This window comes from Vibrio crassostreae (assembly GCF_041439375.1).
Lineage (GTDB): Bacteria > Pseudomonadota > Gammaproteobacteria > Enterobacterales > Vibrionaceae > Vibrio > Vibrio crassostreae_D.
The window spans coordinates 106,613-119,047 of sequence record NZ_JBGONY010000003.1 but is presented as its reverse complement, the minus strand read 5'-3'; the positions used below and the strand labels follow the sequence as shown (position 1 = coordinate 119,047).

Genomic DNA, 12,435 nt, shown 5'->3' with positions numbered 1-12,435 from the left:
AATAAACCTTTAGAAATAGTTTCTTAGAAAGGCATCTTCATACCTGGTGGAAGTTGCATTCCGCCAGTTACGCTAGCCATTTTCTCTTTTTGAGTTTCTTCAACGCGACGGGCCGCATCGTTGAAAGCAGCAGCGATAAGATCTTCAAGCATCTCTTTATCGTCTTCCATTAGGCTTTCATCGATATCAACACGGCGAACGCTGTGGCTACCAGTGATCGTTACTTTTACAAGGCCAGCACCTGACTCACCTGTAACTTCCATATTTGCGATTTCTTCTTGAAGCTTTTGCATGCGCTCTTGCATTTGCTGGGCTTGCTTCATCATGTTGCCCATACCGCCTTTACCAAACATGTTAATACTCTCTGGTCTAATTGGTTTATTAAAATTAATTAAGCTATACGTGCTTAAATGGGGGTTAAGCCAGTGCGATTCAACCCCTCGATGTTCAGTTCTCAGATTTGCTTATCTGGGATGATATGCCGGTCACTAAACGAGAAAGTGTTCTAGATAGGACGAACGCTGTCTCTGTCGAGTTCTGCAGCAAAACGTCTTTTGATAAACTGTACGTTGGCATCGTTTTCCAAACTGGTAAACGCGTCTTTCAACTTGCCTTGGTACAACCTTTCTCGTAATTCTAGTGGCGTTTCTCCACCATCACCGATTTCAACACTCAAATGACACTCCTCTCCGAGCACAGTATTGAGCGACTGTAATAGTTCGCTCTGCGCGCGGTCCGTATTCAAGTGAGCTTGGCTCGCTCTTAACGTTAAAGTGATTGATGTGTCGTTTTTAGCAAACACTGAGTTCAATGCTAACTGTTCAACAAGCTTGGCTGTCTCTAGCTTTTGAATCGTGGCGGACCATTCATCTTGAGCAATCGACTCTTGAAGCAATTTATCGACCATTTCTGGTGTCTTAATATGCTCTAACGCACGCTTGATCTGAGTAGGTGTAAGCTCTTTGCTCACCTCTTTCACTACAGGTTTAGACGGTTTCCAGCGATAAGGTTCATTATCATTGGTCACATTTTCTGTCGAAGAGGCTGATAAAGAAGCTGGCGACACCCGCTCAGAACCACCGTGTTGCTGAGCAACTCGATCAAGAACTGATGTTTTAGCTGGTGTCGCTTTAGCCTTTTTTGGCGCCGAGCCTTTGTTTTCTGTTGTCGCGCTGCCTCTGCGTTGAGAACGTAATTGGTGGCGTAAACCACTCACAGGCGAAGTTGCACGCGCTGGCTGCTCTTGCGAAACAGGAGGAGCAGACGGTGCAGCGCTTGGCTGTTGAACCGGACTCTGGCTCTGATAATTCGTTTGTTGCTGCTGAGGCTGCTCTGCACCGTAGCTTGGACGCTCATCATAAGCAGGTGGTGCATCATACTGGCTATGCGGGTAATCCTGTTCTGGATAACCTTGGTTGCCTGCGTGATCAGCGTAACCTTGCGAGTCTGAATACTGTGCTGGATTCTGCTGCGGAGCCTGTTGCACGGGTTGCTGCTGCATAGCTTGCTGTTGAGGCGCCTGTTGTTGCATCTGAGGCTGTCTCGGAACTGCCATTGGCGCAGGTTGACTCACTGACTGAGCAACGCTCTGAGCTTGATCTGCTGGCGCTGGGCTTGTCGACTGAGTCGAGATTGCCGTTGCAACCGCTTGTTCAGCAGGTCTAAATGCCAACATACGCAGAACCACCATCTCAATACCAACGCGAGCGGTTGGCGACAATGGTAAGTCTTCACGACCTTTCAACACGATCTGGTAGTAGAGTTGAATGTCTTGTGGGCTAAGCGCTTTGCTCAGTAGTTCAAGCTTCTCTGCGTCAGGCTGTGCCTTATCTAATGTAGATGGCAAAGCTTGGAACATCGCAAGACGATGAAGTTGGGCCGCAAGCTGATTCAGCAAACCATCCCACTCTACGCCATTCTCAGCAAGACTTTGAATACACGCCATTGCTTGTTGCGGCTGCTTACTGCTAATCGCTTCAAGTAAATGGATAGCTTGATCTGTATCCAATGTACCAAGCATGTGCGCAACCGTATCAGTCACGACATTGCCGTTACCTAATGCGATAGCTTGGTCAGTAAGACTTAGCGCATCACGCATACTGCCATCAGCAGCATGAGCAATCATGCCAAGCGCACGAGATTCAGACGTCACATTTTCTTGTTCAAGAATATGATCGAGCTGCTCATGAATATTATCAACGCTGATCGGCTTAAGGTGGAACTGCAAACAACGCGACAAGATAGTCACTGGAAGCTTCTGTGGATCCGTTGTTGCGAGCAAGAATTTCACATACTCAGGCGGCTCTTCTAAGGTCTTTAGAAGCGCATTAAAGCTGTGCCTAGAAAGCATGTGTACTTCATCGATTAGGTAAACCTTGAAGCGACCACGTGCAGGCTTGTACTGAACATTGTCCAGAAGCTCGCGGGTATCTTCTACCTTGGTACGTGAGGCCGCATCAATCTCAAGTAGGTCAACAAAGCGACCTTCATCGATCTCTTTACAGGTTGCACATTCACCACAAGGAGTTGAGGTAATGCCTGTTTCACAGTTGAGTCCCTTAGCAAACAAACGGCCGATGGTTGTTTTACCAACACCTCGTGTACCACTGAACAGGTATGCATGGTGCAATCTATTCTGGCTAAGGGCATTCTCTAATGCTGTTAAAACATGGGCTTGACCAACCACTTCTTTAAATTTGGTTGGTCGCCATTTTCGCGCTAACGCAAGATAGCTCATGAATAATTCCGAAAAGGATTAGTGACCGTCGAATTCGCAGATGCTAAACACTTCTAGACCTAAGCCTTGTAAGCGCTTGTCACCACCGATTTCTGGAAGGTTAATAACAAATGCGGCGTGCTCTACCACACCACCAAGCTGACGAATCAACTTTGTTGTTGCTTCAATCGTACCGCCCGTTGCTAGTAAATCATCCACCATAAGCACTTTATCGCCTTCAACGATAGCATCGGTATGGATTTCTAGTGTATCAGTGCCGTACTCAAGCTCATAAGATTGTGCCACAGTTTGACGAGGCAGCTTGCCCGGCTTACGAACAGGAATGAAGCCAACACCTAACTCAAGTGCAAGAGGCGCACCAAATAGGAAACCACGAGCTTCAGTACCAACGATCTTAGTAAAGCCCATGTCCTTGTATGTTTCCGTTAGCAGGTCGATAGTCGCTTTGTAAGCTACTGGATCTTCCATCAAGCTTGTTACGTCACGGAACAAAATACCCGCTTTAGGGTAATCAGGAATGCTTTTGATGCTTGCTTTGATCAGAGAGATTTTTTCTGTGTTCATAATCTTATGCACTTCATTAGGCCGCTTTCCAAACTCTCGTTAACGAATCAAACATCAACGTTCGGAATTAAGGAAAGGTACGATTGGTATTCATTGCAACGAGAGTCATAACTCTGGTTGCTGAAATAATAAACGCCCGCTATACAAGCAGGCACACTGGCTTAATGGTAGTGATTTTCTTTGCTGTCAGCAACCAACTCATGAGTTGGAAGTCGCATAAACCATGTGAGAAGAATAACAAGTACGCAAATTAGGAAAACCTTGACCCAAATGATAGGGGCAAAGTAGATGGATAACGCAAAACTCAACAAGATAAAGAGTACGCCGCGCGTTTTAACTTGTTTGGTGACCGCACCGTATTGATGCCAAGTGTTCAACAAAGGACCCAGCGTTTTATGCTCGTGCATCCACTTGTGAACTTTCGGATTGCTTCGCATGAAGCATGCGCTGGCAAGAAGGAGAAAAGGAGTGGTTGGCAGAACGGGCAAAACTATCCCTAGAACTGCGAGAAATATACAAAGGCCACCAGCAATATTGAGGCTTAAAACTCGAACGCTAATTGTGGCCTCCTTGAGTTAGCTATCGTTAATCAGCGACGACAGCTTAACTAGAATGTTGCGTAACCATTGAATACACGGATCAACGTAAGCGTTGCTGGTAGCAATGGGATCATTAAAAATGCGGCTAAAAACCCTAAAAAGTAGAATACATTAAACGGGTCTTGAAAGTCTTTGTTATCTGCCATGATTGCTTCTTGTTTTTGTTAGTAAAGGTGAGTATCCGGCGAACCAAACCCGCTTTGCTAAATCGACATTTAACAAAAAAGGCATAGCCACACCATTTGCGCAACTATACCTTAATCAATTATTCACAAAAACCGAGGAAATATAGGGTTAATCAGTAGACCCTTGGTGTATGTCTAAACTAAAACTTGCCGATCCAAGTAGACTCAACGAAAGTTGGCAGCCCTGTTCGATCGGTAGATCCCTTGTAATAAAGTTCTTCTTACAGTTCTCGCCCAAGCGCTCACCTGCTGCAATATGTTGATTCAATTCACCATTTGACCATTGCCCATCTAAGCCCGCAGGTAAAATAGAAATGGTTCCCTCTGCGAGATCAGCAACACCAAACAGTGCATTCACTGGGGTTGAACATTTAGAGCAACGAATCCCCTTCTCTAAGATCTCAGCAATATCTTTGAGATCAACATTAAAATCTTTTCTGTTTCTTATGTAATCGTGGAACAGCGCTCTCACCAACAGTGTTGTCGCGGAGCCACCATTATCAGAAGACGATGAATCGACGAGGTAAAAAGCAAACTGCCCGTTCATCATCCACGCATAATCAAACACAAGTGGCATCATCTCTGTTGACTGCAGTAAACGGTAACTGCAACGCCATGAGCCTTGTTGAGTATCTTTCTCTGGAAGCAGCGCATGCAGTAAGTCTTTTGCTGCGCTTGGATTTTCTTGAAGGTAATTCAGATGCCAATGCAGTTCTTGGTCTTCAGGGATCTCTCCCCCGTCATCCACACAGAACCATTGGCTCGAAAAATCTCGTTGGTCTGAAATGTTGTCGAATGAATCTGTCAATGTATTCGCAATCGCACTTCCTAGGTGACCGTGAGCCTCTAACGGTTTCGCTAGAAAGTCTTTAATGCCAAATCGTAATGCTTTCGCCACATCAGACATATCATCAGTGCCAGACACCACGATCATAGGCAGTGACGGGTACTCTAAACTGAGCTCTTCCACAAGCTCGATGCCATCAAGTATCGGCATTGATAAGTCACACACAATTAAATCTGGCGCTGAGTCTCTAAGCTTTTGCAGAGCGTCCAGTCCATTTTCAGCCTCAACCACTTTATAACCGACCTTGTCTAGGTACGCGCTGGTTATACGGCGAAAAATAGGATCATCATCAACCAACATCACGCATTTCTGGTTAATTACTTCCTGAGCCGAGGTCATTACTGGCTGACTGTGAGTTTTGTACATAATCTATAACCTCACAAAACTAAGTCGAATTATTATTGTTATCTGTTCTAAGAACTAATATAAAACTTAGTAATAAAATGCTAAATACACAAATTTGCACTCTTTACTGGTAATTCGTGACGAGGGTTGGAATACTTGTAAATAGTGCAACGAGTTGACGTAACGCAAACATTGATCTCACTGTTACGTATAAATTAGATGAGATTGTAAACAAATGTGTCTGGATTTATGAAATTAGATGATTTAAACCTCTTTCGACTCGTCGTTGAAAATGGGAGCTACACCGCAACATCGCGCAAGACTATGATTCCGGTTGCGACCATCACACGACGCATCCAAGCCTTAGAAGATTCTTTGAATCTTAGGCTTCTCAATAGACACGCGCGTAAACTTTCTTTAACAGAGGCCGGCGAACGTTTCTTTAATGAATGCTCTCCACTATTGCAACGTCTCTCTTCTACTGCAGAAGAGCTGACTGACGTGTGCAAAGGAGCTTCCGGTAAGATTCGTATTACGGCCCCCTCCAACCTGACTAAGCGCATGATGATGCCAATGTTCAGCGATTTCATGACTCAATACCCTGATATCAATATTGAGCTGATGATGAACAACCAAGCGGATCAGTTGGATCCAACTGAATGGGACGTGATTTTCCGTGTTGGCCCACAGCGTGATTCAAGCCTAATTGCCCGAAAAATCAGTGAAGTCAAAGATATTCTTATCGCGAGCCCTGAGTATTTAGCGAAGAACCCAGCACCAAGCCATGCTGAAGAGCTAGCGAACCATTCGCTACTCAAAGGCTACCCGCTGATTAAGTGGCAGCTGAGTAATTCGAATGAAGAGACGGTGGTGAATAGCGAGAAAGGCCGTTTCAATGCGAATGCGCTTAATGTCGTGAGACAAGCCTGTTCAGAAGGCCTAGGTATCACCCTAATGCCTGACGTGATGATCCGTGAATACATTGAAGATGGCAGCTTAGTCCAAGTCTTAGAAGACTGGAGCGCTAACCCTCGTGATATTTACATGCTTTATAACCACAAAGATCATCTACCAGAGAAAGTTAGATTGTTTATTGATTTTGTGATCGCGTACCACATTCATTAAGGTCAATCCCCTTCTCCGTAAACAAAAAAACCAGAGCCGATGCTCTGGTTTTTTATATTGTTGCCACTAACGAAAACTAAGCACCTTCGTTGTGTAACTCTAGGTTCGCTAGATCTTGTTGAATCTCACGCTGAACCTTTGAGTCGTCATTACGCAAAGAGTCTAGGAAATCTAGGTACGCTTGGTCGATATCACCCGTTACATACTCGCCGTTAAATACAGAAGTATCGAAACGAGAAATGTCTTGATTGCCCATGCCCACTGCCGAAATCAGATCTGGTAGTGTTTGGAAAATCAAGGCATCTGCGCCAATCTGCTTACAAATCGTTTCGTTATCACGACCATGAGCAATCAGCTCTGTCGCGCTCGGCATATCAATACCGTAAACGTTAGGGAAGCGAACCTCTGGAGCTGCTGAAACCATGAACACTTTGTTTGCGCCAGAATCACGAGCCATTTCAATGATCTGCTCTGATGTTGTGCCGCGAACGATAGAGTCATCAACCAATAGAACGTTCTTACCTTTAAACTCAGAACGGATTGCGTTCAGCTTACGGCGAACCGACTTCTTACGCTGTTGCTGACCAGGCATAATGAACGTGCGGCCAACATAACGGTTTTTTACGAAACCTTGACGGTATGGCTTATTGATCGCTTGAGCGATTCGCAGCGCAATATCGTTTGATGTTTCAGGGATTGGGATAACCACATCAATATCTAAGTCTGCGTACTCTTCTTTAATACGCTTACCAAGCATCTCACCCATCTCAACGCGTGCGCTGTAAACCGAGATTTTATCGATGAATGAATCTGGGCGTGCAAAGTATACAAACTCAAAGATACATGGGTTTAGTTGTGGGTTGTCTGCACATTGCTTAGTGAAAAGCTCACCGTCGAATGTTGCGTAGATAGCTTCACCTGGCGCTACGTCGCGCATGAAGTCGAAGCCAACAGCATCGAGTGCTACCGATTCAGACGCAACCATGTACTCTGTTTTACCATTAACTTCACGCTTACCAAGACACAGTGGACGAATACCATGTGGGTCACGGAATGCGATCATACCGTGGCCGATGATCATCGCAGTTACGGCGTAAGCACCGCGAATTGTGCGGTGCACATTTGCCACAGCGCGGAAAACATCATCCGAAGTCACGTTACCTTTAACAGTATCGATCTCATGAGCCAATACGTTCAGTAGAACTTCAGAGTCAGAGGTTGTGTTTACATGGCGACGGTCTTTTTCGAACAACTTCTCACGAACTTCGTTTGCGTTCGTCAGGTTACCGTTGTGCGCCAACGTAATGCCAAAAGGAGAGTTTACGTAGAAAGGCTGAGCTTCAGACGCACTTGAACTACCCGCTGTAGGATAACGAACATGGCCAATACCAACTTCACCTTGTAGGCGCTGCATGTGTTTTGCTTCAAAAACATCTTTTACTAAACCGTTCGCCTTACGCAGACGGAAACGATTGCTTTCTATGGTACAAATACCAGCGGCATCTTGGCCACGATGCTGCAATACCGTTAAAGCGTCATAAATAGACTGGTTTACAGGTGTTGAACCCACGATTCCAACAATACCACACATGTCCTAATCCTCGATTTTTCGACATTAACTGGCGCTAGAGCGCGCCAGATAAGAAACTAGATGTTGCTTGTAAATGCTCGAAGAACGGCGCAATGATTCGACTAAATTCCGGAACCAATTGCGAATTCTTCCACCACTCAGAACTTGGGAATGCAGTAAACGCATCCATGAAAAACAACACTGCAGAAACAATCAAAACACCACGTAAGCCACCAAAGACGACACCGAGGATTCTGTCTGTACCTGACAGGCCTGTTTTCTGAACTAGCTGACCGATGACATAGTTAACTAAGGCACCAACAACTAACGTTGCAACAAACAATGCTGCTATCGCAGTTCCGTTTCGAAACATCTCATCTTCGATATTGGTGAAGTACATCGCTAATTTAGCGTAGTACTGGCTAGCAATAAAAAATGCTCCAAACCAAATTACGAGTGACAAGGCTTCTTTAGCGAAACCACGAACTAAACTGATCACGGCAGAGAAGCCGATCACGCCTAAAATGACAAAATCTAACCAATTCATGAATTCTTCATCTTAAGTTGGCGCGCATTTTAACAGAAAAAATGCTGACGCAAACGTTTTCTTATGGATTTAACGGTTTAAATTTGAGCAATTGGCCTTTTGAACCCGTAATTTTTTCTAATTCCTTAATTTGTCGCTCAAGTTTGGATTTAGAGACATCCGGGCCAATAATTACTCGCGTAAAAGTTTTTTCTTGCTTGGTGTGAGCCTGATAACCACGCTTTTGCAGATCCTCAACAACGTTTTTTGCGTTGTCAGCATTCTTCAAAGCCATCAATTGAATAATCCAAGCACTGTCTTGGTATTCATTTTTTTCCGGTACTGGCTTAACTACTACTGCCACTTTGTCAGCTTCTTTATTATTGGAAGAAGACGCGGTTTGCGTGTTTGAACTATCAGTACGACCACTTTCAACCACTTGCTCAACTGGAGAATCCGGTAGCGCTATCTGATCTTCAACAGGATCGAGTACTTCAAACACTTCAACATTACTATCAAGCTCTGGCTTAATCGGAATGCTTGCAAACTCTTCTTTATAGTGGAGCTTCTTACCATCTAGCACATCGGGCAATACAATCACGCCAATGGCCACTAAAATGATGGTGCCGACTAATCGGCTTTGGAATTTACTTGCCATTTAGTTTCCTTTTTTCTGCCAATGCTCCAAGACTTCGCCTACGGTATGGAAAGAACCGACCACCAACACAACATCATCACCTTTAACAGAAGCTAAAGCCGCTTCAAACGCTGCTACAGGGTTTAGATACTGCTCTACACCTTCAGGCAGGCTTTGACACAATTCAGCCGCTGTTGCTGCGCGTGGGCCTTGCAACGAAGCTGGATACCAATGTGTTGTGATAGGGGCTAATACTTCCAATGTCGCTGGAATATCTTTGTCATGAAGCATAGCGACTACAACGTGTAAATTTTTGCCTGCGTATTGCTTCGTTACTTGCTGTGCAAAGTACTCAGCGGAATGTGGGTTGTGTGCCACATCAAGAACAATCACAGGTTGATCGCTAATTTGCTGCATACGCCCAGGAAGCTTCGCATTCTTCATGCCGTTAACAACGTTCACGTCGCTAATATTAAGCTCTGATGTGCCCAATGCCATCAACGCAGTTGCAGCGTTAGGTAACGGCAGGCTTGGAATAGGTAGCGATTCCAGTTGAAATGCGCCACTGCGCCAGTTCCACGTATCACCATCAACATCATAGGTGTATTGGATACCAACTTGGTAGAACTCAGCCTTAATGTCATCAGCGTGTGCCGCAACCGTTGCCGGTGGTTTAGGTTGACCACAAATAGCTGGTTTACCGCTACGATAAATGCCCGCTTTCTCAAAGCCAATTACATTGATGTCATCACCAAGCCAATCAACGTGGTCGACAGCCAAGCTCGTAATTACAGACACGTCATGATCAACGATATTCGTTGCGTCTAAACGACCGCCTAACCCCACTTCCAATAGCACGACATCTACCGTTTCCGTTTGAAATGCACGTAACGTCGCTAAGGTGCCGTATTCGAAAAAGCTAAGACTGATTTCGCCACGCTCTTTCTCAATGAAATCGAAAGACTGAACCATCTTCTCATCAGAGAGATCTTGGCCATTGATACGAACACGTTCGTTATAGCGAATTAAGTGAGGAGAGCTGTAGACACCGACAGAGTAACCAGCATCCAATAGAATCGCTTCCATAAGGGCACACGTTGAGCCTTTGCCATTGGTTCCGGCAACAGTAATGACGTGTTGAGCAGGTTTGGTGAGGTTTGCCTTAGAGGCGACGGCCTGAACTCGGTCTAATCCAAGATCAATAGCACTGGTGTGGATGTTTGATAAATAATCAAGCCACATCTCCAAAGAGGATGTGGCTTGAGGAATAGGTTGTTGACTCATCTAACTCATAACCATAATTAAGTTGGTTTGTTAGAAGGTACTTTACCCTTTTTCTGGCGCTTCTGGTACTTCATAAGTAGCTTCATTCGGTGAATCGTTCACAGAAACTACTAATGGTGAAGGCTGGTTGGTCATTTTAGCAACAAGGCTTGCAACGCGCTGACGCATCTCACGACGGTCAACGATCATGTCGATAGCACCGTGGTCTAGAAGAAACTCACTACGTTGGAAACCTTCAGGAAGGTCTTCACGTACCGTTTGTTCGATTACACGACGTCCAGCAAAACCAATCAGTGCTTTTGGTTCACCAATGTTGATATCGCCAAGCATTGCCAAACTTGCAGAAACACCGCCCATTGTTGGATCAGTCATTACTGAAACAAACGGTAGGCCTTTCGCAGATAAGCGCTCTAGAGCTGCACTGGTTTTCGCCATTTGCATTAGAGACATCAATGCCTCTTGCATACGAGCACCACCACTTGCAGAGAAACAAACTAAACCACAGTTGTTCTCAATAGCAGCATCTACCGCTTTCACAAAGCGAGCACCAACAACAGAACCCATTGAGCCGCCCATGAATGAGAATTCAAAAGCACACGCTACAATAGGTAAACCAAGCAGTTCGCCTTTCATTGCAACTAATGCGTCTGTCTCACCACTGTTCTTTTGAGCAGCAGAGATACGTTCTTTGTAACGCTTTGAGTCTTTAAACTTCAGCTTGTCTTGTGGCTCAAGATCAGCACCGAGTTCAACACGCTCACCTTTGTCTAGGAAGGTATCCAGACGACGACGTGCTTTCATGCGCATGTGATGGTCACATTTTGGACATACTTCTAGGTTACGCTCTAGTTCTGCATGGTACAGAACCTGCTCACAAGAAGTACATTTAGTCCAAACACCCTCAGGGATAGACGCTTTACGAGATGTTACGATGTTGCTTTTTTCTAAAATCTTTTCAAGCCAACTCATGGAAGACCTTTTTGTTTCGATTCTTCCGCTTGATTGCGAAAGAAATAAATTTGGGAATTATGCGTGGGAATTAAAGCACATAAAACAGCGACTGTAGATAAAAAACTGGTTGTACCTATTTTCTGGCACTATCTTACGCACTAAACCGTAATATTTTTTGAACCTAAGTCTCACATTTAGTTCAAATTGTCCGGCAAAAATAGAGGACCAATTGGCTCTCGTGGTAGCTCAAAATGTTCAGGATAATCAACATCCACAAGATACAAACCTTCCGCTTTTGCAGTTGCGCCGGCTACTTTTCGATCTTTAGCTTCTAAAAGCCACTGGATCCACTCTGGTTTCTGCTCACCTTTACCTACGGCAATAAGGCTACCAGTAATATTCCTTACCATGTGGTGAACAAACGCATTCGCTTTAATATCAATCACAATGTAGTGTCCATGACGAGTCACGTTCAAGTGAATCATGTTTCTCCATGGGCTACGGGATTGACAATGTGTTGCCCTGAACGAAGTGAAATCATTCTCACCAAGTAAGTACTGACCCGCTTCGTGCATTTTTTTCTCATCAAGATGGCCATGATAATGGCTCACGCCTGAATTCAAAATGCCAGGGCGAAGTGCATGGTTAAAGATAATGTAGCGATAACGGCGGGCAGTTGCTGAGAAGCGAGCATGAAAATCCTCATTCACTTCTGTCGCCCAACGAACCGCAATATCTTTTGGCATGTTGGCATTCGCGCCCATTGTCCATGCCACCATTTTACGATCGACATTAGTTTCAAAGTGAACGACTTGTCCCGTACCGTGAACACCGGCATCTGTACGACCTGCGCACATAACTTCTACAGGGTGATTCGCGACAACTGAAAGAGCCTTTTCCAATTCTTCTTGGACACTTTTCACGTCTCGTTGGCGCTGCCAACCAAAGTAGTGGGTACCGTTATATTCAATACCTAAAGCAATTTTCATGTTCTTGTTCTCTTTGAAAATGGGCGAGAAGTATATACGGAAATCAGTGCTAGCCCAAATAGGATGGGGCTAAAAC

At 44.9% G+C, this 12,435-nt stretch carries 13 protein-coding genes; 1 reads left to right on the top strand and 12 read right to left on the bottom strand.

The annotated features are described in order from the left end of the window. Positions 1–23 precede the first annotated feature (23 nt). The 6 genes from ACED45_RS02680 to ACED45_RS02655 form a co-directional block, all read right to left on the bottom strand. Positions 24–353, bottom strand: coding sequence for a YbaB/EbfC family nucleoid-associated protein (locus ACED45_RS02680; RefSeq protein ID WP_017062338.1), 330 nt, complete (start codon positions 351–353; stop codon positions 24–26). Between the two features lie 152 nt (positions 354–505). Next, on the bottom strand, positions 506–2,737 hold the full coding sequence (gene dnaX / locus ACED45_RS02675) for a DNA polymerase III subunit gamma/tau (protein ID WP_371713267.1): 2,232 nt from the start codon (positions 2,735–2,737) through the stop codon (positions 506–508). Between the two features lie 18 nt (positions 2,738–2,755). Continuing rightward, complete coding sequence (gene apt / locus ACED45_RS02670) at positions 2,756–3,301, bottom strand: adenine phosphoribosyltransferase (protein WP_060982251.1); 546 nt, start codon at positions 3,299–3,301, stop codon at positions 2,756–2,758. 161 nt (positions 3,302–3,462) lie between these two features. Beyond that, complete coding sequence (locus tag ACED45_RS02665) at positions 3,463–3,834, bottom strand: YbaN family protein (RefSeq protein WP_371713286.1); 372 nt, start codon at positions 3,832–3,834, stop codon at positions 3,463–3,465. 74 nt (positions 3,835–3,908) lie between these two features. Then, a complete protein-coding gene (locus ACED45_RS02660) occupies positions 3,909–4,046 on the bottom strand; it encodes a hypothetical protein (RefSeq protein ID WP_017067606.1) in 138 nt (45 codons plus the stop codon). A gap of 148 nt (positions 4,047–4,194) precedes the next feature. Then, positions 4,195–5,298 (bottom strand): response regulator, encoded by a 1,104-nt coding sequence (locus tag ACED45_RS02655; protein WP_371713266.1) that lies wholly within the window; start codon positions 5,296–5,298, stop codon positions 4,195–4,197. Positions 5,299–5,526: 228 nt separating this feature from the next. On the opposite strand from ACED45_RS02655, the gene ACED45_RS02650 reads away from it, so the two are divergent. Then, positions 5,527–6,402, top strand: a complete 876-nt coding sequence (locus ACED45_RS02650; RefSeq protein WP_060982248.1) for a LysR family transcriptional regulator — start codon at positions 5,527–5,529, stop codon at positions 6,400–6,402. 76 nt (positions 6,403–6,478) lie between these two features. Here ACED45_RS02650 and purF read toward each other — a convergent pair whose 3' ends face one another. From purF to truA, 6 genes are all read right to left on the bottom strand, one after another. Further along, the gene (gene purF, locus ACED45_RS02645) at positions 6,479–7,993 is read right to left on the bottom strand and encodes an amidophosphoribosyltransferase (protein ID WP_048660823.1); all 1,515 of its coding nucleotides are present in this window, start codon (positions 7,991–7,993) and stop codon (positions 6,479–6,481) included. Positions 7,994–8,027: 34 nt separating this feature from the next. Beyond that, positions 8,028–8,519, bottom strand: coding sequence for a CvpA family protein (locus ACED45_RS02640; RefSeq protein ID WP_009848678.1), 492 nt, complete (start codon positions 8,517–8,519; stop codon positions 8,028–8,030). 61 nt (positions 8,520–8,580) lie between these two features. Beyond that, complete coding sequence (locus ACED45_RS02635) at positions 8,581–9,156, bottom strand: SPOR domain-containing protein (RefSeq protein ID WP_048662025.1); 576 nt, start codon at positions 9,154–9,156, stop codon at positions 8,581–8,583. Beyond that, entirely contained in the window at positions 9,157–10,419 is a 1,263-nt protein-coding gene (gene folC, locus ACED45_RS02630; RefSeq protein ID WP_371713265.1) for a bifunctional tetrahydrofolate synthase/dihydrofolate synthase, read from the bottom strand. It abuts the gene before it with no gap. 42 nt (positions 10,420–10,461) lie between these two features. Then, positions 10,462–11,388 (bottom strand): acetyl-CoA carboxylase, carboxyltransferase subunit beta, encoded by a 927-nt coding sequence (gene accD / locus ACED45_RS02625; RefSeq protein ID WP_017062348.1) that lies wholly within the window; start codon positions 11,386–11,388, stop codon positions 10,462–10,464. A gap of 176 nt (positions 11,389–11,564) precedes the next feature. Then, positions 11,565–12,359 carry a tRNA pseudouridine(38-40) synthase TruA gene (truA, locus tag ACED45_RS02620; RefSeq protein ID WP_004734161.1) on the bottom strand — a complete coding sequence of 265 codons (795 nt, stop codon included), beginning with the start codon at positions 12,357–12,359 and terminating at the stop codon, positions 11,565–11,567. Positions 12,360–12,435 lie beyond the last annotated feature (76 nt).

What these genes read in the sequence shown, in the direction of transcription:
- ACED45_RS02660 (WP_017067606.1), bottom strand. Translation starts at nt 4,046, where the DNA reads ATGGCAGATAACAAAGACTTTCAAGACCCGTTTAATGTATTCTACTTT.
- truA (WP_004734161.1), bottom strand. Translation starts at nt 12,359, where the DNA reads ATGAAAATTGCTTTAGGTATTGAATATAACGGTACCCACTACTTTGGT.
- dnaX (WP_371713267.1), bottom strand. Translation starts at nt 2,737, where the DNA reads ATGAGCTATCTTGCGTTAGCGCGAAAATGGCGACCAACCAAATTTAAA.
- ACED45_RS02655 (WP_371713266.1), bottom strand. Translation starts at nt 5,298, where the DNA reads ATGTACAAAACTCACAGTCAGCCAGTAATGACCTCGGCTCAGGAAGTA.
- accD (WP_017062348.1), bottom strand. Translation starts at nt 11,388, where the DNA reads ATGAGTTGGCTTGAAAAGATTTTAGAAAAAAGCAACATCGTAACATCT.
- apt (WP_060982251.1), bottom strand. Translation starts at nt 3,301, where the DNA reads ATGAACACAGAAAAAATCTCTCTGATCAAAGCAAGCATCAAAAGCATT.
- ACED45_RS02635 (WP_048662025.1), bottom strand. Translation starts at nt 9,156, where the DNA reads ATGGCAAGTAAATTCCAAAGCCGATTAGTCGGCACCATCATTTTAGTG.
- ACED45_RS02650 (WP_060982248.1), top strand. Translation starts at nt 5,527, where the DNA reads ATGAAATTAGATGATTTAAACCTCTTTCGACTCGTCGTTGAAAATGGG.
- folC (WP_371713265.1), bottom strand. Translation starts at nt 10,419, where the DNA reads ATGAGTCAACAACCTATTCCTCAAGCCACATCCTCTTTGGAGATGTGG.
- ACED45_RS02680 (WP_017062338.1), bottom strand. Translation starts at nt 353, where the DNA reads ATGTTTGGTAAAGGCGGTATGGGCAACATGATGAAGCAAGCCCAGCAA.
- purF (WP_048660823.1), bottom strand. Translation starts at nt 7,993, where the DNA reads ATGTGTGGTATTGTTGGAATCGTGGGTTCAACACCTGTAAACCAGTCT.
- ACED45_RS02640 (WP_009848678.1), bottom strand. Translation starts at nt 8,519, where the DNA reads ATGAATTGGTTAGATTTTGTCATTTTAGGCGTGATCGGCTTCTCTGCC.